This is a genomic window from Bradyrhizobium sp. WSM2254 (genome assembly GCF_000472645.1).
GTDB classification, from domain to species: Bacteria; Pseudomonadota; Alphaproteobacteria; order Rhizobiales; family Xanthobacteraceae; genus Bradyrhizobium; species Bradyrhizobium niftali.
In genome coordinates this window covers 356,741-379,805 of the sequence record NZ_AXAB01000001.1, presented here as the reverse complement: position 1 = coordinate 379,805, position 23,065 = coordinate 356,741, and the positions used below count along the sequence as shown (strand labels likewise).

The 23,065-nt window shown below is 66.0% G+C and carries 22 protein-coding genes; 12 read left to right on the top strand and 10 right to left on the bottom strand.

Going from position 1 to position 23,065, the window contains the following annotated elements; translation table 11 throughout:
- Positions 1–58 precede the first annotated feature (58 nt).
- Positions 59–976, top strand: coding sequence for a sulfite exporter TauE/SafE family protein (locus A3M7_RS0101745; protein WP_027542370.1), 918 nt, complete (start codon positions 59–61; stop codon positions 974–976).
- Complete coding sequence (locus tag A3M7_RS0101740; protein WP_027542369.1) at positions 973–1,743, top strand: TIGR02186 family protein; 771 nt, start codon at positions 973–975, stop codon at positions 1,741–1,743. The genes A3M7_RS0101745 and A3M7_RS0101740 overlap by 4 nt, the downstream gene beginning before the upstream one ends.
- A 144-nt stretch (positions 1,744–1,887) precedes the next feature.
- On the opposite strand, the gene A3M7_RS0101735 is transcribed toward A3M7_RS0101740, so the two are convergent.
- Positions 1,888–2,664 (bottom strand): MBL fold metallo-hydrolase, encoded by a 777-nt coding sequence (locus tag A3M7_RS0101735; protein WP_027542368.1) that lies wholly within the window; start codon positions 2,662–2,664, stop codon positions 1,888–1,890.
- A gap of 12 nt (positions 2,665–2,676) precedes the next feature.
- On the bottom strand, positions 2,677–3,591 hold the full coding sequence (locus A3M7_RS0101730) for a DMT family transporter (protein WP_027542367.1): 915 nt from the start codon (positions 3,589–3,591) through the stop codon (positions 2,677–2,679).
- Between the two features lie 98 nt (positions 3,592–3,689).
- Here A3M7_RS0101730 and A3M7_RS0101725 point away from each other — a divergent pair, with 98 nt between their 5' ends.
- On the top strand, positions 3,690–4,553 hold the full coding sequence (locus tag A3M7_RS0101725; protein WP_027542366.1) for a LysR family transcriptional regulator: 864 nt from the start codon (positions 3,690–3,692) through the stop codon (positions 4,551–4,553).
- 114 nt (positions 4,554–4,667) lie between these two features.
- On the opposite strand, the gene pdeM is transcribed toward A3M7_RS0101725, so the two are convergent.
- The 4 genes from pdeM to A3M7_RS0101705 all read right to left on the bottom strand — a co-directional run bounded on the left by pdeM (position 4,668) and on the right by A3M7_RS0101705 (position 10,524).
- Positions 4,668–5,366 carry a ligase-associated DNA damage response endonuclease PdeM gene (gene pdeM / locus A3M7_RS0101720; protein WP_049823163.1) on the bottom strand — a complete coding sequence of 233 codons (699 nt, stop codon included), beginning with the start codon at positions 5,364–5,366 and terminating at the stop codon, positions 4,668–4,670.
- A 157-nt stretch (positions 5,367–5,523) separates the two neighbouring features.
- Positions 5,524–8,100 carry a ligase-associated DNA damage response DEXH box helicase gene (locus A3M7_RS0101715; protein WP_027542364.1) on the bottom strand — a complete coding sequence of 859 codons (2,577 nt, stop codon included), beginning with the start codon at positions 8,098–8,100 and terminating at the stop codon, positions 5,524–5,526.
- A 152-nt stretch (positions 8,101–8,252) separates the two neighbouring features.
- Entirely contained in the window at positions 8,253–9,482 is a 1,230-nt protein-coding gene (locus A3M7_RS0101710; RefSeq protein WP_027542363.1) for an ABC transporter substrate-binding protein, read from the bottom strand.
- Between the two features lie 115 nt (positions 9,483–9,597).
- Positions 9,598–10,524, bottom strand: coding sequence for a class I SAM-dependent methyltransferase (locus A3M7_RS0101705; protein ID WP_027542362.1), 927 nt, complete (start codon positions 10,522–10,524; stop codon positions 9,598–9,600).
- A 131-nt stretch (positions 10,525–10,655) separates the two neighbouring features.
- Here A3M7_RS0101705 and A3M7_RS0101700 point away from each other — a divergent pair, with 131 nt between their 5' ends.
- From A3M7_RS0101700 to A3M7_RS0101680, 5 genes are all read left to right on the top strand, one after another.
- The gene (locus A3M7_RS0101700; RefSeq protein ID WP_027542361.1) at positions 10,656–11,693 is read left to right on the top strand and encodes a ligase-associated DNA damage response exonuclease; all 1,038 of its coding nucleotides are present in this window, start codon (positions 10,656–10,658) and stop codon (positions 11,691–11,693) included.
- On the top strand, positions 11,690–13,567 hold the full coding sequence (locus A3M7_RS0101695; protein ID WP_027542360.1) for an ATP-dependent DNA ligase: 1,878 nt from the start codon (positions 11,690–11,692) through the stop codon (positions 13,565–13,567). The genes A3M7_RS0101700 and A3M7_RS0101695 overlap by 4 nt, the downstream gene beginning before the upstream one ends.
- A gap of 114 nt (positions 13,568–13,681) precedes the next feature.
- Entirely contained in the window at positions 13,682–13,984 is a 303-nt protein-coding gene (locus tag A3M7_RS0101690) for a DUF6460 domain-containing protein (protein WP_027542359.1), read from the top strand.
- Between the two features lie 31 nt (positions 13,985–14,015).
- Positions 14,016–14,750 carry an MBL fold metallo-hydrolase gene (locus A3M7_RS0101685; protein WP_027542358.1) on the top strand — a complete coding sequence of 245 codons (735 nt, stop codon included), beginning with the start codon at positions 14,016–14,018 and terminating at the stop codon, positions 14,748–14,750.
- A gap of 1 nt (position 14,751) precedes the next feature.
- Positions 14,752–16,131: an MATE family efflux transporter gene (locus A3M7_RS0101680; protein ID WP_027542357.1), complete on the top strand. Its 1,380-nt coding sequence runs from the start codon at positions 14,752–14,754 to the stop codon at positions 16,129–16,131.
- Between the two features lie 87 nt (positions 16,132–16,218).
- Here the strand turns inward: A3M7_RS0101680 and A3M7_RS0101675 are convergent, their stop codons facing one another.
- Positions 16,219–17,316 carry a quinone-dependent dihydroorotate dehydrogenase gene (locus A3M7_RS0101675; protein WP_027542356.1) on the bottom strand — a complete coding sequence of 366 codons (1,098 nt, stop codon included), beginning with the start codon at positions 17,314–17,316 and terminating at the stop codon, positions 16,219–16,221.
- Complete coding sequence (locus tag A3M7_RS0101670; RefSeq protein WP_027542355.1) at positions 17,313–17,657, bottom strand: DUF952 domain-containing protein; 345 nt, start codon at positions 17,655–17,657, stop codon at positions 17,313–17,315. Before A3M7_RS0101670 ends, A3M7_RS0101675 begins: the two co-directional genes overlap by 4 nt.
- A gap of 304 nt (positions 17,658–17,961) precedes the next feature.
- On the opposite strand from A3M7_RS0101670, the gene A3M7_RS0101665 reads away from it, so the two are divergent.
- Together A3M7_RS0101665 and A3M7_RS0101660 are read left to right on the top strand one after the other, a co-directional pair.
- Positions 17,962–18,615 (top strand): helix-turn-helix transcriptional regulator, encoded by a 654-nt coding sequence (locus A3M7_RS0101665; RefSeq protein ID WP_027542354.1) that lies wholly within the window; start codon positions 17,962–17,964, stop codon positions 18,613–18,615.
- 90 nt (positions 18,616–18,705) lie between these two features.
- A complete protein-coding gene (locus A3M7_RS0101660) occupies positions 18,706–19,458 on the top strand; it encodes a carbonic anhydrase (protein WP_027542353.1) in 753 nt (250 codons plus the stop codon).
- On the opposite strand, the gene A3M7_RS0101655 is transcribed toward A3M7_RS0101660, so the two are convergent.
- A complete protein-coding gene (locus A3M7_RS0101655; RefSeq protein ID WP_027542352.1) occupies positions 19,437–19,787 on the bottom strand; it encodes an antibiotic biosynthesis monooxygenase in 351 nt (116 codons plus the stop codon). The two genes, A3M7_RS0101660 and A3M7_RS0101655, sit on opposite strands and share 22 nt — an antisense overlap.
- A 154-nt stretch (positions 19,788–19,941) precedes the next feature.
- Here A3M7_RS0101655 and A3M7_RS0101650 point away from each other — a divergent pair, with 154 nt between their 5' ends.
- Together A3M7_RS0101650 and A3M7_RS0101645 are read left to right on the top strand one after the other, a co-directional pair.
- On the top strand, positions 19,942–20,772 hold the full coding sequence (locus A3M7_RS0101650) for an AraC family transcriptional regulator (RefSeq protein WP_027542351.1): 831 nt from the start codon (positions 19,942–19,944) through the stop codon (positions 20,770–20,772).
- A gap of 109 nt (positions 20,773–20,881) precedes the next feature.
- Positions 20,882–21,367, top strand: a complete 486-nt coding sequence (locus A3M7_RS0101645; protein ID WP_084301488.1) for a cupin domain-containing protein — start codon at positions 20,882–20,884, stop codon at positions 21,365–21,367.
- 21 nt (positions 21,368–21,388) lie between these two features.
- Here A3M7_RS0101645 and A3M7_RS0101640 read toward each other — a convergent pair whose 3' ends face one another.
- Positions 21,389–23,032 carry a lysine--tRNA ligase gene (locus tag A3M7_RS0101640; protein WP_027542349.1) on the bottom strand — a complete coding sequence of 548 codons (1,644 nt, stop codon included), beginning with the start codon at positions 23,030–23,032 and terminating at the stop codon, positions 21,389–21,391.
- Positions 23,033–23,065: the final 33 nt, after the last annotated feature.

The window sequence follows — 23,065 nt, the reverse complement described above, 5'->3', positions numbered from 1 at the left end:
TCCGATCTTCCCGCGAGCATTCCGCGCTAGTCGATCCGTCTCGCCGGTGCGTGGTTCAATGCAACTCTATCTCCCGATCGCCGATCTTCCGGTCAACGTCTTCCTGGTGCTGGCGATGGGCGCGGCGGTCGGCTTCGTCTCCGGCATGTTCGGGATCGGCGGCGGCTTCCTGATGACGCCGCTGCTGATCTTCATCGGCATCACGCCGGCGGTCGCGGTCGCCTCGGTGGCGAGCCACATCGCGGCCTCCTCCTTTTCCGGCGCGATCTCCTACTGGCGGCGGCGCGCGATCGATCCGACGCTGGCGAGCGTGCTGCTCTGCGGCGGCGTAACCGGCACCGCGCTGGGGGTATGGACCTTCACGCAGCTTCGCGCGCTCGGCCAGCTCGACCTGATGATCGCACTGTCCTATGTCGTGCTGCTCACCACCGTCGGCAGCCTGATGTTCTCCGAAGGCCTGCGCGCCCTGATGCGGACCCGGCGCGGCGCGGTGCCGCCGCGACGCACGCACAACTGGATCCATGGCCTGCCGCTGAAGATGCGGTTCAAGCGCTCGAAGATCTATCTCTCGGTGATCCCCGTGGTGATCGTCGGCATCATGATCGGCTTCATCGGCGCCATCATGGGCATCGGCGGCGGCTTCATCCTGGTGCCGATCATGATCTACCTGCTGCGGGTGCCGACCTCGACGGTGATCGGGACCTCGATGGTCCTGACCGTGGCCACCATGCTGCTCGCGACCATGCTGCATGCGGTGACCAATCACCTCGTCGATGCCGTGCTGGCGCTGATCCTGATGGTCGGCGGCGTCACCGGCGCGCAGTTCGGCGCGCGTGCCGGCCAGAAGATCCGCGGCGAGCAGCTGCGGCTGCTGCTGGGCCTGTTGATCCTCTCGGTCGGCGTCCGCTTTGTGATCGAGCTGGTAATCCGGCCGGAGGATCTCTTCACCATCCGTGAGCTGGGGGTGAGCGGATGACACGCGCGCTTCTCGCAGTCGTGCTCGTTCTGTTGCTCGGCAGCACCGCGCGGGCCGAGCGGCTGATCGTGTCGGTCTCCAACCACCGCGTCACGGTGACGCCGAATTATTCCGGCGAGGAGCTGGTGCTGTTCGGCTCGGTCGAGAAGGACGCCACGACGCCCGCGGATCGCACGGCTTACGACCTCGTGGTCACCGTGATGGGCCCGCGCGCCGACATGGTGACACGGCGCAAGGAGCGCACTTTCGGCATCTGGATCAACACCGACTACCGGCAGTTCCTGCAGGTGCCGAGCTATCTGGCGCTGTTCGCCAACCGCCCGTTCGACGTCATCACCTCGCCCGACATCGCACGGCGGCAGCAGATCGGGCTGAACAACGTGCTGCTGACTCAGCGAGTCAGCGGCGATTATGCCGACGTGGTGCCGAACGACGCTTTCCGCTCCGCCTTCATCCGCCTGCGCACCCAGCGCGGCCTCTACCGCGAGGATACGAGCGCCGTGACGTTCCTGACACCGACGCTGTTCCGTACCGGCATTCCGCTGCCGGCGGAGGTGCCGATCGGCACCTACGAGGTCGAGATCAAGCTGTTTGCGAACGGCGCGTTCATCGGCAAGACCGAGACCGCCTTCGAGATCGTCAAGGTCGGTTTCGAACAGTTCGTCGCGACCACCGCGCGACAGAACGGCCTGATCTACGGCCTCGCCACCGCGGCCATGGCGCTGATGACGGGCTGGATGGCGTCGATCGTGTTCCGGAAGGATTGAGGGGGCGACGCTCTCTCCTCTCGTCGTCGCCCGGCTTGACCGGGCGACCCAGTATTCCAGAGGCCGGCGTTAAGGAGTTCGCTCTCACAACAACCGCCGCGGCGTACTGGATGCCCCGGTCAAGCCGGGGCATGACAGCGGAGGCTATGGCGCTTCGATCACCGTCGGCACGCCCGGCTCCAGCAATCGCAATCGCGTCCCGAAGCCGAGCACGTCGAACGTCTTGCGCAGATCCTCGCCGTTCTGGCGGAAATGCGCCCAGCCTTCGGTATGCAGCGGCACGATCACCGCGTCGGGAAAGGCGCGTGCGGTCTCGACGGTGTCGTTGGTGTCCATGGTAAGATGGAACGGTCCGCGCGTCTGCGCAGCGCCCGCGAACGGCAGCACCACGCGGCATTTGAAACGCCGCGCGACCTCGGCAACACCGTCGAACCAGGTGGTGTCGCCGCTGATATAGACCGCGCTTGTGTCCTTGCGGTTTGAGGACACCACGAAACCGATGACATCGCCCGACAGCGGCTCGATGCCGGCCGGACCGTGGCGCGCCGGCGTCGCGGTGATCGTCAGTGAATTGCCGTCACGATCCCTCACATGCGAGGTCGCCCAGGGCGCAAGGCCTTCGGCATGGCTGCCGAGGCGCCTGGCGCCGGCTTCTGTCGTCAGCACGCGCTTGGCATGTTTGAGAAACTCGCGGCCGGAATTGTCGAGATTGTCCGAATGCTGGTCGTGGCTGAGCAGCACCGCGTCGACCGGGCCGATCGCATCTGCGGTCAGCGCGGGGCCGATCGTCTTCTCCAGCGTCACATGCGGCAGCTGATAGGCGGTGTGCGCATCGTCGAAGGTCGGATCGGTGAGCAGGCGGAAGCCGTCGATCTCGATCAGTGCGGTCGGGCCGCCGATCAGGGTGATGGAGATGGGCATGAATAACTCCTTCTACGACACAGGCTTCGCGGCCGGCCGCGTTACCAGATAGATGCCGAGCGCGACCGGGACGATGCCGAGCAGGTCGCGGGCCTCGACATGCTCGCCGAGCACGAGGAAGGCGAACAGCATGCCGAGCGGCGGCATCAGGAAATGATAGGCGCTGGCAGCCGTGGCGCCACACACTTTCAGGAGATGAAACCAGAGCCAGTAGGCGAGGATGGAGCCGCCGAGCACGAGGAAGGCGAAGGCGCCGACCAGGCTTGGGGTGAAATCGATCGCGTGGACGTCGGCGAAGGTGAGCGCAACCGGGGTCAGCACGATGCCGGCGGCGAGGTTCTGCACGCCGTTGCCGATCCACAAGGACCCCTTCGGCGCGAGCAGCTTGAACAGAATGGTGCCGGCGACGATGGAGGCGAGCGAGGCCAGCGTGAAGACGATGCCATGCAGGCTGTCGGTGCCGACCGACAGGCGGTGCCAGACGATCGCCATCACGCCGATGACGCCGAGCAAGAGACCGCTCGCCTTGCGCCAGGTCATGCCTTCGCCAAGGAGCGATGCGGCGAGCGCGGCGGTGAACACCGGATTGGCGGACACGATCAGGCCGCCGAGCCCGGCGGAGACCGATTGCAGGCCGGTGTAGCCGAGCCCGAGATAGAGCGCGTTGTTGGCGATGCCGAGCACGGCGAAGATCGCGACATCGCGCCAGGACAATGACCAGTCGTCGCCGCGGATCAGTGTCGCGCCGAGGATCAAGATGCCGGCGAGCGAGAAGCGCGCGGCGAGCAGGATCAGCGGCGGGCAATGGGTGACGCCGATCTTGCCGGCGACGAAGGCATAGCTCCAGAGCAGGCAGAACAGTCCGATAGCGAGCGGCAGCGTGTTGAAGCGGCGGCGGGGAACGGGAATCGAGGGGGCGAGCGACATGAGGGCATTCTCCTGAGCCCTCGATCTAGGGAGCCCGCTTGTCATTTGGAAATTAAATGATTAACTTCCAATCAGTGGATTTTCGAATGGAGGCGCCCATGCTCGATCTCGAGCTTCTGCGCAGCTTCGTCTCGGTCGTCGAGGCCGGCGGCTTCACCCGCGCCGGCGAGCGCGTCCACCGCACGCAGTCGACCGTCAGCCAGCAGATCAAGCGGCTGGAGGACGACGTCGGCCAGGTCCTCCTGCATCGCGACGGCAAGGACGTGCGCCCGACCGAGGCCGGCGAGCGGTTGCTGTCCTATGCGCGGCGGCTGCTCTCGCTTGCGGAAGAGGCGCGCGACGTGCTGAGCCAGCCCGACAGCGAAGGCGCGATCCGGCTCGGCATTCCCGAGGATTTTGCGGCCTATCGCCTGGCGAAATTGCTGGCGACGTTCTCGCGCTCGCATCCCGGCCTGCGGCTCGACGTCCGCGCCGACCAGAGCAAGAACCTCGCCCGCGATCTCGAACGCGGCGAACTTGATCTGGCGCTTTACAAGCGCGAGGCCGGCGAGAAGGGCGCCATCGCGGTGTGGCCGGAGCGGGTGCACTGGGTCACCAGCAAGAGCCATCCGATCGATGCGGGCGCGCCGTCGGTGCCGCTGATCGGCTTTCCGCTGGGCTGCCTCTATCGCGCCGGCGCCATCCACGCGCTGGAGAGCGCCGGCCGCACCTGGCACATGGCCTACACGTCGTCGAGCCTCGCCGGCATCCAGGCCGCGGTCGCCGCCGGCATGGGGCTGAGCATCCTGTCCGAAATGTCGATCCAGGCCGATCATCGCGTGCTGACTGCAAAGGACGGCTTTGCGCCGATCAACAAGACCGAGGTGGCGCTGATGGCGTCACCGGATGCGAGCCCGGCGACGCTGCGGCTCGCCGATCGGCTCGCGGAGTTCTGCGATAACGTGCAGGCGAAGGCGGCATGAGCTGGCAGGAAGCGTAGGGTGGGCAAAGGCGCGAAGCGCCGTGCCCACCATCGTTCAGCGAATCTTGCAAATGGTGGGCACGCTACGCTTTGCCCACCCTACGAAGCCCCCGCTTCAGTAACACCGCGACGCGGCGATGGCGTGAACGCGGCGATCGCCGAGCAAGTGGGCGACGAAACCGTTCTCCGGGAAGATCTTTGCAAACGCGGCATCGCGGATGCTGAGGCCGCCGGCATAGGCGCCGAAGGCGGGCATCACGGCGCGCATCCCGTCGCTGGCGAAGCAGCGACGCTCCATCGAACGACCGCGCGCGGAGACGCGGGCCTTGGGATGGAGATGGCCGGCGATCTCGCCGCGGGCGCCGGTCGGCTCGTGGCGGAAGGTGATCGGGCCGATCGCGACCTCGTCCGCGATGGTGCCGCCGAGATCGCGCGGCAGCATCGGATCGTGATTGCCGGAAATCCAGATCCAGTCGCGGCCAGATTGGAGCGCGGCGACGGCGTCGCGATCCTCCGTGGAGAGGCGCTCATGCGCGGTGCGATCGTGAAAACTGTCGCCGAGCGCGATGACGGTGCGCGGATCATGGCGGGAGATGACAGCAGCAAGCCGGCCGAGTGTCGCGATGGTATCGTAAGGCGGCAGCAGCACGCCGCGGCTGGCGAAGCTCGAGCCCTTTTCCAGATGCAGGTCGGAGACGACGAGCAGGCGCTGCTCTTCCCAGAACAGGGCACCGGAGAGATCGGCGTGGAGCGAGATGCCGGCGACATCCAGCGTGCGCGTCAAAGAGATCGATAGCGCCGCTTGCTCCGTCATGGCCGGGCGTAGCCGTTCGAAAAACGGCGTCGCTTCCGCTCGCCTATGCCCGGCCATCCACGTTCTTGCCGCAGCGAGAAAGACGTGGATGCCCGGGTCAAGCCCGGGCATGACGGTGTGGAGAGAGTTGCGCCACGAAATGACATTATGCAGCAGTCTACGACATCGCCTCTTTGACGAGTTCGTCGGCGGCTTCCGCCAACAGCTCGTCTGCAGCTTCGCCATAAACTGACTCGCGGCCGATTTCCAGCATCACGGGGACGGCGAGCGGGGAGACGTGATCGAGTTCCCGGTGCGTGATGCGGCCCTGGATGCGGGCCAGCATGCCGCCGAGACGGCGCAGGTCGAGCAGGCCGGTGGCGGCATCGGCGCGGGCGGCGCGCAGCAGGACGTGGTCGGCCTGGTGTTTTCGCAAGACGTCGTAGACCAGATCGGTCGAGAACAGCACCTGGCGGCGACTCTTGTCCTCGCTGGTGAAGCGGCGCTCGATCAGGCCGCTGATCAAGGCACAATTACGAAACGTGCGCTTCATCAGCGCGGATTCGGCCAGCCACGCTTCGAGATCGTCCCCCAGCATGTCGGGGTTGAACAGCGCGTCGAGATCGAGCTCACCGTTGCGGATCATGAAGGAGGCATCGCCCAGGCCCCAGATCGCCACCGCATATTCATTGGCGACGAAGCCGAGCGGCCGCGCGCGGCCGCGTTCCAGCCGCCGCGTCAGCAGCATGCCGAGCGTCTGATGCGCCAGCCGCCCCTCAAAGGGATAGCAGATGAGGTAATGCTTGCTGCCGCGCGGAAAGGTCTCGACCAGGAGCTCGCGGACACCCGGCACGCGCGAGACGTCCTTCTGGAGCGACAGCCAGTCGCGCACCTGCTCCGGCAGACCGTTCCACGCGCGCCTGTCGTCGAGCAGGCGGCGCACACGTTCGGCAAGATAGGTCGAGAGCGGAAATTTGCCGCCCATATAGGACGGTACCTTCGGATCCTTGTCGTTGGCGCGAGAGACGTAGACCTGATCTTCGGCCAGGGCCTCGTAGCGCACGACCTCGCCGCCGAACACGAAGGTGTCGCCGGCGGTCAGCCCCTCGATAAAATATTCCTCGATTTCGCCGAGCACGCGGCCGCCCCGCGCGATCGCGCCGGTCGAACCGCTGCCGGTGGAGCGGGAACGCACCAGCCGCACCTTGAGCATCGGCTCCTCGACGATGGTGCCGACATTGAGACGATAGCTCTGCCGCACCTTTGGATTGGCGACACGCCAGCGCCCCTGCTTGTCCTGCCTGATGCGGGCGAAGCGCTCGTAGGTCTTCAGCGCATAGCCGCCGGAGGCGACGAAATCGACGACATCGTCGAAATCGACGCGCGCGAGGCCCGCATAGGGCGCGGCGGAGCGCACCTCGTCATAGAGGTCATCGTTGAAGAATGGCTCGCCGCAGGCACGGCCCAGCACGTGCTGGGCCAGCACGTCGAGCGCACCGGTGCGGAGCGGCGGGGTGTCCTGCGCGTTCTCGGCGATGGCGTCGATGGCGGCGCGGCACTCCAGCACCTCGAAGCGGTTGGCCGGCACCAGCACCGCGCGCGAGGCTTCGTCGAGGCGGTGGTTGGCACGGCCGATGCGTTGCATCAGTCGCGAGGAGCCCTTGGGCGCGCCGATATTGACCACGAGATCGACGTCGCCCCAGTCGACGCCGAGATCGAGCGAGGAGGTGCAGACCACGCCGCGCAAGCGTCCCGCCGACATGGCGTCCTCGACCTTGCGGCGCTGGGCGACGTCGAGCGAGCCGTGATGCAGCGCGATCGCGAGCCCGTCGTCGTTCATGCGCCAGAGATCCTGGAACAACATCTCGGCCTGGCTGCGGGTGTTGACGAAGACCAGCGTGGTCTTGTTCTGCTTGATCAGCTCATAGACCTCGGCGAGTGCGTGACGCGCGCCATGGCCGGCCCAGGGCAGCCGCTCTCTCGTATCGAGCATCTCGACCAGCGGCGGCGCGGCGCCGCCGGCGATCACGATGTCGGCGGCCACTTCCTTGCCATCAGGCTGCGGCACCAGGAAGCGCGCGAGCTGATCCGGCTCGGCCACGGTCGCCGATAATCCGATCGCGCGCATCTGCGGCGCGAGCCGCCACAGCCGCGCCAGCCCGAGCGAGAGCAGATCGCCGCGCTTGGACGTCACCAGCGCGTGCAGCTCGTCGAGCACGATGCGCTTCAAGGAGGAGAACAGGAACGGGGCGTCGTCGGAGGAGAGCAGAAGCGCGAGCTGCTCCGGCGTCGTCAGCAGGATATCGGGCGGATAGCGCCGCTGGCGCTGCCGCCGCGACACCGGCGTGTCGCCGGTGCGGGTCTCGACCTTGACCGGCAGACCCATCTCGGCGATGGGTCGCTCCAGGTTGCGCGCGATGTCGACGGCGAGCGCTTTCAGCGGCGAGATGTAGAGGGTGTGGAGGCCGCCGGCGCGCTGCACGGAACGGCCGGTGGAGACGAGGTTTTGCCTGGCGCCGGCGTCTCGTTCAAGCGCCTGCGTCGAAAGCTCCACCAGCGTCGGCAGAAATCCCGCCAGCGTCTTGCCGGCGCCGGTCGGCGCGATCAGCAGCGCGCTAGCGTCCTCGCGCGCCTTCTCCAGCAGCGCGAGCTGATGCTCGCGCGGCGACCAGCCGCGCCCCGCGAACCACGCGTTGAAGCGGTCGGGCAGCAGCGCGGCCGGCTCGGCCGGGATTTTGAGGATGCGGGGCGGCACGGCATCACAGGTAAGCCGTGGGGACGGGTTCGTCGAGGGGGTGGGCTTCCTTCGCCTCTCCCCGCCTGCGGGGAGAGGCCGGCGCGAAGCGACTCCCCCTCACCCTACCCTCTCCCCGCACGCGGGGAGAGGGGAAGAGACAGCGCGCCGCTCTACTCCGACATCGGCTTGTCGGAGATGTCCCAATCCTTGCCGGAGAAGGTGGAGATGAAGAGCGTCTTCATCGGCGTGTAGTCCTCGGGCGTGTAGCTGTAGGTGACGCCGTCGAGGAAATAGGGCGAGTGGAAGCCCGCTAGCGTGGAGGCCTGCTTCAGCACGTTGGCGCGGGTGAGATCATCGCCGCAGCGGCGCAGGATCTCGCCCATGGTGACGGCCTGGCCGTAACCGGCAAAGGCGATGGTGTTGTCTTGATCGATCGCCGGCGTGTACTTCTTGCGCAGCTCTTCGAACGCCATCACGTCGGGGTCCTTCTCCCATTTGGGCAGGCCGACTTCCTTGTTGTAGCGGATGGCGACGATCCCGGTGGCGTTCTCGAGGCCCGCGGCATTGAGGATCGAGCGGCCGGTGGAGCCCGCGGACAAAAGTTGCAGCGGCTTCCAGCCGAGCTCGGCCACTTTCCGGATCGACTGCGACGACGCCTTGCCGGTGGAGATGTTGTAGAAGACGTCGGCGCCCGACTTCGAGAGATTGATGAGCTGGGAATCGACGGTCGGCTCGGTCAGATCATAGGTCTGCTCCATGATCACCTGCGCGGTGCCGCCGGCGTCAGTCAGCACCTTCTTGAAGGGACCGAGGAAGTCGCGGCCAAAATCGTCGTTCTGGTAGAGGATGCCGATCTTGGCGTTCGGCTTCACGGCAACGACGTGCCGGGCCAGGATGCGTGCCTCGGTCGGATAGAGCGGCAGGCCCGCCATCGTCCATTTGAACTCTTTCGGATTGTTCCACTTCGACGCGCCGGTGTTGAGCAGCAGCTGCGGCACGCCCTTGGAGTTCAGGTATTTGTGCACGGCGGTCTGCGGCGCGGTGCCGAGCGAGCCGTAGAGCGCCAGCACCTCTTCCTGCTCGACCAGGCGCCGCGTCGCCTCGACACATTTCGGCGCGCTGTAGGCGTCGTCCATGGTGAGGAACTTGATCTTGCGTCCGTTGATGCCGCCCTTCTCGTTCAGCATCTGGAAATAGGCCTCGCCGACGCGGCCGAGCACGCCGTAGAGCGAGCCGGGGCCGGAATGCGGCACGGTCTGCCCGATCTTGATCTCGGTGTCGCTGGCGCCCGCATCGTATTTCTTCTCCGCGGCCCAGACATACGGCGCGGGCAAGGTGGATGCGGCGATGGTGGCGAGCGCGGCGGCGCTGAAATCGCGCCGCGATGGATTCTTGGTCATTATTTGTTTCTCCCTAGCGCGCGCATTGTGCTGGCATCGCAGCTCAGCTCGCAAGTGGGAAGTCGCAGCTTTGCGACGCAATGACGCTCAAATCGCGGGGCGCTAGCGCCTAGACTCAAGTTTTCTCGGCGACGACGACGAGGCCGCGCACCGGCTCGTTGTTCTCGTTGCGCGGCGAGGCCGGCTCCAGGGTGAGGAGCTTGAGACCGGCTTGCGCGATGGCGCCGCGCACATATTCCGCCGAATGGGCATAGCGCAGGCCTTCGCCGAGAACGATGCCGCGGCCGTCATGCGTCTCCAGCGTGAAGGCGAGCACGCCGCCCGATGCAAGCACGCGCACGGCTTCGCTCAGCACCGGCGCGAGATCGGAGAGGTAGACGAACGCGTCCGCGGCCACGACAAGGTTCGCGCTCGCATCGCCCTTGCCACGCAGGCCCTCGATCATGTCGGCGACCTCGAGCTCGGCGTAGAGACCAGTCGCGCGCGCCTCCCTGATCATGCCGGGCGACAGGTCGATGCCGATGAAATGATCGACCTGCCTGGCGAAGGCGGCGGCCGCAAGCCCGGTGCCGCAGCCGAGATCGATGGCGAGCTTGAACAGGGCGGGCTTCTTCGCGGCGACGCGTGCGGCCAGCACCGCCTTGAAGATCAGCGACGGCGCGCGGTAGTCGAGATCGTTGATCAGCACGTGCTCGAAGCGCGGCGCGTACTGGTCGAACAAGGCTTGCACGTAGGCCTTGGGCATCTCGGACAATTGCTCGTCGCCGAGACGTATCAGGTGCAAATGGGCGCCATGCTGGTCCTCGGGATCGGACTCGCGCGATTTTCGAAAGGCCGCGATGGCCTTGTCGCGCTCGCCGAGCTGCTGACGGATCTCGCCGAGCGTGAACCAGGCCGAGGCGAAATCCGGTGCGAGCTCGATCGCCTGCTCCAGCAGGTCGGCAGCGGCAGGCAGATCGCCCTTGAGCTGGAGGTCGCGCGCGAACTCGAAGCGGCGGTCGGCCATGAGATCGCCGGAAGAGAGGAAAAGGCGCAGGGGCATTGGACACAGCTCGTCATTGCCGGGCCTGACCCGGCAATCCATCAAAATGGAACTCTTTAGGGAGATGGATGCGCGGGTCAAGCCCGCGCATGACGACTTAATTTGAGGCGTCCGCTGACTATATGGTGCACATGCGTTCGCAAGACATCCTGTTGCCAGCTGCTGCCGGCCTGTCCTGCAAGCCCGGCGGCTTCCACATCGATCCCGTGCGCCCGGTCGAGCGGGCCGTGATTACCCATGGCCATTCCGACCATGCCCGCGCCGGCCATGGCGCGGTGCTGGCGACGCAGGAAACGCTGGACATGATGCGGCTGCGCTATGGCGAGAATTTTGCCGGCTCGACCCAAGCGATCCGCTATGGCGAGGAGATCCGGCTCGGCGATGTCAGCGTGAAATTCCACCCGGCCGGTCATGTGCTGGGCTCCGCCCAGATCGCGGTGACATGCAAGGACACCTGCATCGTCGCCTCCGGCGACTACAAGGACGCGCGAGATCCGACCTGCACGCCGTTCGAGCTCGTACCCTGCGACGTCTTCATCACCGAGGCGACGTTCGGCCTACCGGTGTTCCGGCATGGCGATGCGGCCGGTGAGGTGAAGAAGCTACTCGCCTCGGTCGCGCTGTTTCCCGAGCGCGCGCATCTCGTCGGCGCCTATTCGCTCGGCAAGGCGCAGCGCGTGATCGCGTTGCTGCGGCAAGCCGGCTATGACGCGCCGATCTATCTGCATGGCGCCATGGAGAAGATCACCGAGTACTATCAGAGCCGCGGGATCGCGCTCGGCGATCTCAGGCCGGTGCTGGGCGTGAAGAAGGCGGCGCTCGCCGGCACCATCACGCTGGCGCCGCCGTCGGCAACATCCGATCTCTGGACGCGCCGTTTTCCCGATCCCGTTACCGCCTTTGCGTCAGGATGGATGCGCGTGCGCGCCCGGGCGCGGCAGCGCGGCGTCGAATTGCCGCTGGTGATTTCCGACCACGCCGACTGGGACGGCCTCACCGCCACGATCGCCGCCACCGGCGCCGGCGAGATCTGGGTCACGCACGGCCAGGAAGATGCGCTGGTGCATTGGTGCAAGTCGCTCGGCCTGCGGGCACAGCCGCTCGATCTGGTCGGCTATGGCGACGAGGAGGAGAGCGAGACGCCGCTTCAAGACGAGGCCGAAGCATGAACCGCTTCGCCGAACTTCTGGACCGTCTCGCCTACGAGCCCGGCCGCAACAACAAGCTGCGGCTGATCACAGGCTATTTCCGCGAGGTCGGCGATCCCGACCGCGGCTATGCGCTGGCGGCGCTGACCGGCGCGCTCAGCTTCAAGCACGCCAAGCCGGCGCTGATCCGCGACCTGATCGCGTCGCGCACCGATGAGGTGCTGTTTGGACTGAGCTACGATTATGTCGGCGATCTCTCGGAGACGGTGGCGCTGATGTGGCCGCGGCGGGTGCCCGGTAACAGTGAGTCTTTTCCGGGCCACCCCTCTCCCCCGCCCTCCCCCGCAAGGGGGGAGGGAGCGCAGCGGAACGCGGCGCTGTCAGCGAGCACAACAACTAATAGCGAATCCCAAAGTGATGGAGGCACGAGCCTCTCCGTTCCCTCCCCCCTTGCGGGGGAGGGTCAGGGAGGGGGGTACCGCGGGCGAGATGCCAGCGATGCGCTCCACCCAAGCAACCACAACAACCCGCCGCCGCCGACCCTCACCGAAGTCGTCACCACGCTGCGCACGCTCGGCAAGACCGAGCTGCCGAGGCAGCTCGAACGCTGGCTTGACGAGCTCGACGAGACCGGCCGCTGGGCGCTGCTGAAGCTCGTCACCGGCGCGCTTCGCATCGGCATTTCCGCGCGGCTGGCGAAGACCGCCGCGGCGGCGCTCGGCGACAAGGACCCGCATGAGGTCGAGCTGATCTGGCCGGGGCTCGCGCCGCCCTATCTCGACCTGTTCGCCTGGCTGGAAGGCCGCAGCGACAAGCCGGTCAATCGCGATCCCGCGCCGTTCCGCCCGGTGATGCTCGCGCATGCGATCGAGGACAGCGATTTCGCCGCACTCGACCCCGCCGACTACGTCGCCGAATGGAAATGGGACGGCATCCGCGTGCAGGCGGTGGCAGGCCGCGACGACCGCGGCCACATCACGGCGCGACTCTATTCGCGCACCGGCGAGGACATTACGGGAAGCTTTCCGGATCTCGTGCCATTGTTGCGCCTGCCGGGCGCGATCGACGGCGAGCTTCTGATCCTGCGCGAGGGCCGCGTGCAGAGCTTCAACGTTCTCCAGCAGAGGCTCAACCGCAAGGTCGTCTCGCCAAAGCTGATCAAGGAGTTCCCAATTCACCTGCGCGCCTACGATCTACTCGGCGACGATGAGAACGATCTGCGCGAATTGCCGTTCGCGGAGCGGCGCGAGCGACTTGAGACCTTCATCAGGGAACTTGGCGATCCCCGCATCGATCTGTCGCCCACCGTGCCCTTCACAAGCTGGGAGGCGCTGACCGCCGCGCGTGCCGACCCCGCAAGTGCCGGCGCCGGCGAGGACGCGGACGCCGTCGAGGGCGTGATGCTGAAGCGGCGCGATGCGCCTTATTTGCCTGGACGGCCGAAGGGGCAGTGGTGGAAGTGGAAGCGCGACCCGCACATCATCGATGCCGTGCTGATGTATGCGCAGCGCGGCCACGGCAAGCGCTCGTCCTATTATTCCGACTACACGTTTGGCGTCTGGACCGAAGGTGAGACCGGCGAGGAGCTGGTGCCGGTCGGCAAGGCCTATTTCGGCTTCACCGACGAGGAGCTCTTGCAGATCGACCGCTTCGTCCGCCGCAACACCACCGAAAAGTTCGGCCCCGTTCGTCATGTCGTGCACGAGGCTGACAAGGGGCTGGTGCTGGAGGTCGCGTTCGAAGGCCTGCAGCGCTCGCCGCGGCACAAATCCGGCGTCGCCATGCGTTTCCCCCGCATCAGCCGCCTCCGCTGGGACAAGCCGCCGCGGGAGGCCGACCGGCTGGAAACGCTGGAAAAGATGCTGAAGGCGGAAGCCGTCGAAGTGGAGGCGTGAACCCGGGCCCGATCCGGGATTAAAATCCCGTAAGCCGATTGACGCCCCGTTGCGGGTTCCCCATGTGCCTCGCGGTGCCGTATAATGGGGGTCGAATCCCCGAGGAGTTTCCAGATGGTCCAAGACGTCAGAGATTTGCCGGCCGGCCGCAGCGACGGGCTGAACCGCTTTCTCGGCGGCTCGCCGCTGGCGGTCGCATTTCGCCTGGTCCTGCTCTCGATCCTGGTCGGCGTCGTGCTGGCGGCGATCGGCTTCGATCCCTGGAACATCATCCACAGCATTCGCCTCCTGTTCCAGCGGCTGTGGGATCTCGGCTTCGATACCATCAACTGGCTGTGGCGCTACTTCCTGCTCGGCGCGGTCATCGTGATCCCGATCTGGCTGCTGTCGCGCGTCTTCGGCGCGCCGCGCCGCTAGGTCCGGGTCAAGCTCAGGGAGCCCGCAGCCGATGCAACTACGCTTTGTCGGCTGCGGCGACGCCTTCGGCTCGGGCGGCAGGCTCAACACCTGCTTCCACGTTGCGGGGCGCGAAGCCAACTTCCTGATCGATTGCGGCGCGTCGGCTTTGCCGGCGCTGAAGCGACTCGAGATCGATCGGAACGACATCGATCTGATCCTGATCACGCATTTCCACGGCGACCATTTTGCAGGCCTGCCCTTCTTCCTGCTCGACGCGCAGTTCTCGCGGCGGACGCGACCGCTGACGATCGCGGGCCCGCAAGGCATCGAGACGCGGCTGCGGGAGGTGATGGAGGTCTTGTTCGAGCATTCCTCGAAGACCAGGCAGCGCTTCGAGCTCGCCGTCGTCGAACTCGCGCCCGAGCAAAGCCGCAACTTCGGCGCGGTGACGGTGACGCCCTACCCGGTCGTGCACGGCGAATCCGGCGGGCCGTTCCTGGCCTACCGCATCGAGACCGAGGGCCGCACGCTCGCCTACAGCGCCGACACCGAATGGACGGAGACGCTCATTCCGCTGGCGCATGGCGCGGACCTTTTCATCGCGGAAGCCTATATGTACGAGAAGGTGGTCAAGAACCATCTCAGCCTGAAGACCTTGGAACAGCATTTGCCGGCAATTGGCGCAAAACGCCTCGTCCTCACCCACATGAGCGACGACATGCTGTCGCGCCTCGTCGATATCGAACATCTCGCCGCCGAAGACGGCATGGTGCTCGTGTTCTGACATGCACGCGCCCGTTCCCCTCAAGATCGGATCCCGCCAGGTCTTCGCCATCGCGGGTCCCGCGATGGTCGCGAACCTCACCACGCCGCTGATCGGCGTGGTCTCGACCACGGCGATCGGGCGGCTGGACGATGCCACGCTGCTCGGCGGCGTGGCGATGGCCTCCGTCATCTTCGATTGCCTGTTCTGGCTGTTCGGCTTCCTGCGCATGAGCACGCTCGCCTTCACCGCGCAGGCCCTGGGCGCCGGCGAGACGCGCGAGCTGACCGCCATCCTGATGCGCGGCTTCATCGTCGCGGGCCTGATCGGGGCGGTGCTGATCGCGCTGCAGCTGCCGCTGGCGGCCGGGCTGTTCGACCTGATGGGCGGCAGCGAGGGCGTCACGCGCGCCGCCAAGACCTATTTCATGATCAGGATCTGGTCGTCGCCGCTGGCCTTCGCCAACTACGTCATCCTCGGCTGGCTGGTGGGACAGGCCCGCGCCAATCCGGCGCTGCTGCTGCAGGTCGTCATCAACCTCATCAACATGGCTGCGACGATCCTGCTGGTGCTGGTCTACGACACCGGCATCGCAGGCGCGGCGATCGCAGCACTGCTCTCGGAGACGATTGGCTTCTTGCTCGGCGTGATCGTCTGCCGGCGCTATGCTGATGGCGGCTTTGCGGTGCCCCTTGCCACGCTGTTCGACCAGGCAAAACTGATGCGGCTGCTGGCGGTGAACTCCGACATCATGATCCGCACCGCGGCGCTGATCGCCGTGTTCCTGTTCTTCACCGCCAAGGGCGCGCGCGCCGGCGACGTCACGCTGGCCGCGAACTCCGTGCTCAACAATTTCCTGCTGGTCAGCGCCTTCTTCCTCGACGGCCTTGCCAACGCAGCCCAGCAGCTCTGCGGCCGCACCTTTGGCGCGCGCGATGCACGAGGCTTTTCGGATTCGACCCGGCTGGTGCTCGCGTGGGGGCTCGGCTTCGCGCTGGTGGTGGCGGTGCTGTTCGCATTGTTCGGAACGGCGCTGATCAATGTCATGACCGCGAGCGAAGACGTCCGGCGGGCCGCGCGCGAGTTCCTGCCGTTCATCGTGCTGGCGCCGGTGCCCGGCGTGTTCGCGTTCGGCTTCGACGGCATTTATGTCGGCGCGACCTGGGCGCGCGAGATGCGCAATCTCATGCTGGCCTCGCTGGCGATCTTCCTCATCACCTGGTGGGCGCTGCAATCCCTCGGCAATGCCGGGCTATGGTGCGCACTGATCGCGTTCTATGTCGCCCGCGGCGGCTTGCAGGGCGCGCGCTATCCGGCGCTGTATGGGGCGACGTTTTCTTCTCCTTCTCCCCGCTTGCGGGGAGAAGGTCGGGATGAGGGGGAGTCTCGGCAGGGGCGGTGAGAGTGAGACTCGCGGAGAGTCCCCCTCACCCGGATTGCACCTTCGATGCAATCCGGCCTCTCCCCGCAAGCGGGGAGAGGCGAAGAGCTACATCCCCGGCCAGTCTTCCGCCGTCAGCGTTGCGGCATCCGCGCCGACGATGTCGGCGAGCGAATCCCGGCCGGTGCGCAGCAAGGTCGAGGTGAGGTCGCGCTTGATCTCCTCGACGAGGCCGAGGCCCTTGTAGACCAGCGACGAATAGAGCTGGATCAGGCTCGCGCCGGCGCGGATCTTCGTCAGCGCGGCGCCGCCCGAATCGACGCCGCCGACGCCGACCAGCGGGAACGCGCCCTCGACGCGCACATAGGTCTCCGCGACCATGCGCGTCGACAGGCGGAACAGCGGCCGGCCCGACAGGCCGCCCTGCTCCTTCGCCCGCATCTGCTCGCGCAGCGTGCTCGGCCGCGCGATCGTCGTGTTCGACACGATCATGCCGTCGACCCGGCGCGAGCGCGCGACCTGCACGACGTCATCGAGCTGGGCAAGGCTCAAATCCGGCGCGATCTTCAGCAGCACCGGCGTGTCGCCGGCCTTCTGGCGCACCCGCTCGCGCGCGTCGATCACCCTTGCGAGGAGGTCGTCGAGCAGCGCGCCCTCCTGCAGATTGCGCAGGCCCGGCGTGTTCGGCGAGGAGACGTTGATGGTGAAATAGCTCGCGACCGGCGCAAAGGCCTCGATCAGCTTGACGTAATCCGCAACGCGGTCCGGCGAATCCTTGTTGGCGCCGACATTGACGCCGACGATGCCGCCGTGCTGCGCGCGCGCGGCGAGCCGGCGCAGCGCGACATCCGCGCCGTCATTGTTGAAGCCCATGCGGTTGATGACGGCCTCGTCGCGCTCGAGCCGGAACAGCCGCGGCCGTGGATTGCCGCTTTGCGGCTTCGGCGTCACCGAGCCGATCTCGACGAAGCCGAAGCCGAGGCGCAGCAGCGCATCCGGCACCTCCGCGCTCTTGTCGAAGCCCGCGGCCATGCCGATCGGATTGGGAAAGTTGAGCCCGAAGGCGCGCACCGCGAGCTTGGGATCGTCAGCGCGCGGCTTGACCGGCGGCAGGAAGCGCAGGCCCTGGATCGCCAGGCGATGCGCATCCTCCGGATCGAGCCAGCGCAGCACCGGCAGCGAAAGAGCATCGAAGGCGCGGATCACGGGGCAAGCTCCGGCACGTCGTGGCCGCCGTCCGAGCGCATGTTGAGGCTCGCCACCGAGATGACGGCGCCGACATCGAGCTCGCCATAGAGATGCGGAAACAGCTCCTCATTGCGCGAGCGCTCCCAGCGCAATTCGCTGCCGAGCGCATCGCCGTCGACCTCGACCAGGAACAGCGCGCGCTGCCCGAAATAATGCTTGCGCAAGGTCTCGGGAACCTGGGCGGCCGTCGAGAAATGGATGAAACCGTCGCGCGCGTCGTCCGCGCTGCCGCGGTACACGCCCTGCCGTTCCGCCTCGCGCCAGGCCGAGGCCGGACAGATTTTGTAGATCTTGACCACCTGATGTGGAGCCCTGTTTGCTCTTTGAGTCAGCTCGTTGAGTCTCTTGGGGTTTTTCGTCTCTTGCGGGTCTCAAAACCCGGCGCGACCGTAAAGGCGGCCCCTTCCGAACTCAAGACTTAGAGCCTATTCCGTTCCGATGAAATCGGAACGGGGTCTAAATTCTTGTTTTGACGCGGTTTCTTGACGCAAACCGGTATCGACCTTCGCTTGAAAACGCTTCCCCCGCCGCCTCTTGCGCGAAAATCGGAAAACCGGTTGATTTGAGGACAGTTTTCCTGAGTTGCGACGGGCTGGACCTTCCATGGTCAGGCAGGCCAAAGCGCAGAGGATACTCACTCACGACCAGATCTGGGTCGCGCTGGATCGGCTGGCGGCGCGTGCCGGGCTGTCTCCGTCCGGCCTCGCCAAGCGGGCCGGGCTCGACCCCACCACTTTCAACAGGTCCAAGCGGATCACCTCGGACGGCCGCGAGCGCTGGCCCTCGACCGAATCGATCGCGAAAGCGCTGACAGCGACCGGCGCCTCGATCGACACCTTTGCAAGACTGATCGACGACGAGGCAGGCGACGGCCGCTCGGTACCGCTGCTCGGCTTCGCACAGGCCGGCGCGAGCGGCGCTTTCGACGAGGCCGGCCGTCCATCCGGCAAGGGCTGGACCGAGGTCGCGCTTCCCATCGCCGACGACAGGCAGACATTTGCGCTGGAGATTGCCGGCGATGCGCTTGCCCCGACCTATCGCGACGGCGACATCATCCTGGTCTCACCCGGCTCACCGATCCGCAAGGGGGATCGCGTCGTGGTGAAGACCAAGGCGGGCGAGGTGACCGTCGCAACCTTGAAGCGCCGCACGGCAAAGGCAGTGGAATTGCAGCCGCTCGATGCCTCGCAAGCCGAGCGGACGATGGCGGCGAGCGACGTCGGCTGGATCGCGCGGATCGTGTGGGCGCGCCAATAGGTTCGCGGCGAGATCGCCGTTGCGACTCACCGCGGCCCTCGCCTAGGTTGCGCGCGCATCGCCGATCAAATTCATCTTGGGGGGAATATGATGAATCGCCGTCACGCATTGAAGGCCCTCGCGGGTCTCGCGCTTTGTCCGGTCTGCAAGCCGGCCTTCGCCGCCGAAGGCGTGCATTGGAGCTATGAAGGCGCCGGTGCGCCTGCCAAATGGGGCGATCTCGACGCGGCCAACAAGGCCTGCGCGGTCGGCCTGCAACAATCGCCGATCGACATCGAGGCGACGATCAAGTCGCAATTGCCGATGCTGAAGCCGAACTGGGGCAAGAGCGCCGACACCATCGTCAACAACGGGCACACGATTCAGCTCAACTTCGCCGAAGGCAGCACGCTCACGCTCGGCGACGTCAAATACAAGCTGCTCCAGGTGCACTTCCACCGGCCGAGCGAGCACATGATCGGCGGCAAGAATTTTCCGATGGAGGCGCATTTCGTCCATCGCAACGATGCCGGCGGTCTCGCTGTGGTCGGCGTGCTGATGGCCGAGGGCAAGCCGAACGCGGCCTTCGGCAAGATCGTCAAGACCATGCCGGCGGCGGAAGGCCCCGCGGTGAAAGCCGACGCGAGCATCGATCCCCACGCCATGCTGCCAACGAAGCTCAGCTACTTCCGCTATCCCGGTTCGCTGACGACGCCGCCCTGCTCGGAAGTGGTCGAATGGCTGCTGCTGGCCACCCCGATCCAGGTCGCGGCCGCCGACGTCGCCGCCTTCGCAAAGCTCTATCCGATGAACGCGCGCCCGGTGCAGAAGGACAACCGCCGCTACGTGCTGCGCTCGATCTGATCGGCAGCGCTTCCGATGTCCGGTCCGGCCTCCACGACGACCTCGTAGTTGGCGGCGGTGGCATCGAAGCTCGTCAGCATGGCCTGCGCGTCGGGATCAACGATGGCTTTGCCCGGATCAGGCCCCGTGAAGGCGCGGATGCTGTCGAGATCCTGCCACAGCGTCAGGGCCAACACTTCAGCGCCGCCCTCGACGTCGCGGCGAAGCAGCGAGGCGCCGGCGAAGCCGTCGATGGCCTGGAGGTGCGGCACCACCCGGGTTGCAAAGTGATGCTGATAAAGGGCGGCCTTGTCGCGCGTGGCCGCCGCACGCCAGATGCGAGCGATCATCCTTCTCTCCGAAACTTGCAAGGTCGAGTCTCGGGGAACACCCCCGGCGCCGTATTGGCCGAAATTGCGGCAACGCTCCCATCCCGATTTTGCCTCTCGTCCAGGACGGCCCGTCGCGTCATGATGTGCGAGAGACGGAGCACACGGACCGACCATGGCGCGCCGGCACACTGGCAACCACACGAGCTATTGGCACAGCCGCCGGATTCCCGGCATGAGCCTGCTGCGCGCCGATTTCCGTCACCACGACTACGGTTCGCACACCCATGATGCCTATGTGATCGCGGTGACCGAGTCCGGCGGCGCCGAAATCCGCAACCGCAATGTCGTGCGAAAGGTCGGCGCCGCCACGCTGTTCGTCTCCAATCCGGACGAGCGGCAGTCGGCACGGATGGGCGATAGCGGACGGTGGCGCTATCGCGCCTTCTATCTCGCCCGGCCTGCAATCGGCGAGCTCGCGCGGCGCTTCGGCACGGACACCCTGCCCCACCTCCGGGAGAGCATGCTCGACGACGGCGATCTGATCGGGCGGTTCGACCGGTTGCACCGGGTGCTGGAAACCGAACAGGACGACCTTTTGGCCGATGAGCTCGTCGCCGATGCCTTCGGCCGTCTGTTCGAGCGCTACGGTGACGGACGCCGCACCAAGATCCCTGCCGGCCGCGACGCGATCGTGACACGGTTGATCGCCGTGATGCGGGAGCGTCACGCCGAAAATCTGAGCCTGGACCAGCTTGCCGACCTCACAGGCCTCACCAGTTTCCAGCTGATCGGGCTGTTCAAGCGCACGGTTGGCCTCACCCCGCACGCCTATCTGGTTCACATCAGGCTCAACGCCGCCTGCCGTTTCTTGAAGCGTGGCCATTCGCTGGCCGACAGCGCGCTGGCGGCGGGATTCTGCGACCAGGCCGCGCTCAACAAGCATTTCAGGCGCTGCTACGGCATCACGCCCTTGCAGTTTGCGCAGGCCGCGCGGGCCGGCTGACGCCGCAATTTCGGCCAATACTGCCGGGGAATACGCGCCCTACTGCGATACTGTGGAGGCTCTGCGCGGCGGGCGCCGAGCCGATTCCTGGCCTGACCGAGAAAGCGAAATGACCACACTATCGAAACCGAGACTCCCCGCATTCGATCCGGAGGACGTCAGCGAGAGCAATTTCACCGGCTATCCGCAGCTGCACCGGGCCGCCAACCAGATGCGCTACAACCGCCGGCTCGGCGAGCATGCGGGGTTGAAGAATTTCGGCGTCAACCTGACCCGGATCATTCCGGGCGGGCAATCCTCGTACCGTCACGCGCATTCGCGCCAGGACGAGTTCGTCTTCGTGATCGAGGGCGAGGTGGTGCTCGAGACCAATTCCGGCGCGCAGGTGCTGACGACGGGAATGTGCGCCGGCTTCCCCGCCGGCAGCGGCGATGCGCACCGCTTCGTCAATCGCACCACGCGCGACGTCAGACTGCTCGTGATCGGCGACCGCACGCCGGACGACGTGATCACCTATCCCGACGTCGACATGCACGCCGTGCTCGGGCCAGATGGCGTCTACAAATTCACGACCAAGGCGGGCGAGCCGCTTTAGGGCTGCGCCGCTACACCTGCCTCACGCGCTCCGCGCCAGCGCGCCGTCGATCATGTTGACCGCGTTCTGCACGCCGTACACCGCGACGAAGGAGCCGAAGCGCGGGCCCTTCTCCTGGCCGAGCAGCACCTGGTAGAGCATGTTGAACCAGTCGAGCGTGACGCCCGGACGGCCGTCCTTGCCCTTCTTGACCTGGTCGAGGAACGGGTCGCGGCGGCCGATCTCGTAGACGACGTTCTGGATGTCCTCAGCCGACGCATCCTGCGGCAACTGCGACAGCGCATCGCGCAGATCCTGGAGCGCGGCGCGCTCGGTGTCAGTCGGTTCGCGGAACTGCTTCGTCGGCGCCACGAAGTCGCGGTAATAGTTGATGGCGTAACCGACCATCGCATCGAGCTTGGGATGCGTCTGAGGCGACACGCCGGGGCGATAGCGGCCGATGAAGCCCCACAGGGTCTCTGCGTTCTCCGCATTCGACGACGACACCAGCGTCAAGAGAAGCTGGAAGGTGACGGGCATGTCGCCCTTCGGCGGATTGCCGTTGTGAATATGCCAGACCGGATTGCCAAGCTGCTGCTTGCCATCCTGCTTGGCAAAGCCGTCGACGAACTGCTGATAGTCGTCGACCTGGCGCGGGATGACGTCGAAAAACAGCCGCTTCGCCGCCTTCGGCTCGCGGTACATGAACAGTGACAGCGATTCCGGCGAAGCGTAGCGCAGCCATTCGTCGATGGTGAGGCCGTTGCCCTTCGACTTCGAGATCTTCTGGCCCTTCTCGTCGAGGAAGAGCTCGTAGTTGAAGCCCTCGGGCGGCGTGGCGCCGAGCGCCCTGGCGATCGCGCCGGACAGCTTCACGGAATCGATCAGGTCCTTGCCGGCCATCTCATAGTCGACGCCGAGCGCGACCCAGCGCATCGCCCAGTCGGCCTTCCACTGGCATTTTACGTTTCCGCCGGTGACGGGCGTTTCGACTTCTTCGTTGGTGTCTGGATCGACATAGGTCACCGTGCCCGCGGCGACGTCGCGGCGGATCATCGGCACTTGCAGGACGACGCCTGACGTCTTGCTGATCGGCAGGAACGGCGAATAGGTCGCACGGCGATCGGGCCCAAGCGTCGGCAGGATGATGTCCATGATCTTGTCGTAGGCGGCAAGCATCTTGAGCAGCGTCGCGTCGAAGCGGCCGGACTTGTAATAGACGGTCGAGCTTGCGAACTCGTAGTCGAAACCGAAATGATCCAGGAATGCGCGCAGGCGCGCATTGTTGGCGTCACCGAACGACGGATGCTCGTTCGAGAACGGGTCAGGCACCGCCGTGAGCGGCCGCCCCAGATATTGCGCCAAGAGATCCTTGTTCGGCACGTTGTCGGGCACCTTGCGAAACCCGTCCATGTCGTCGGAGAAGGCGAGCAGGCGCGTCTTGATCTTGTCCTCGGTCAGCACGCGAAAGGCATGGCGCACCATCGAGGTGCGCGCGACCTCGCCGAACGTGCCGATATGCGGCAGGCCCGAGGGGCCATAGCCGGTCTCGAACAGCACCTCGTCCTTCGGGCTTTTCTTCAGCCGCGCGACAATGGCCTTCGCCTGCTCGAACGGCCAGGCGTTGGATTGTTCGGCGAGCGCACGCAGGTCGCTCGGGTTCGCGGCAAGATCGATAACGGACATCAGGGGCCTCCGGGCCGCGGAAAATAGCGATTT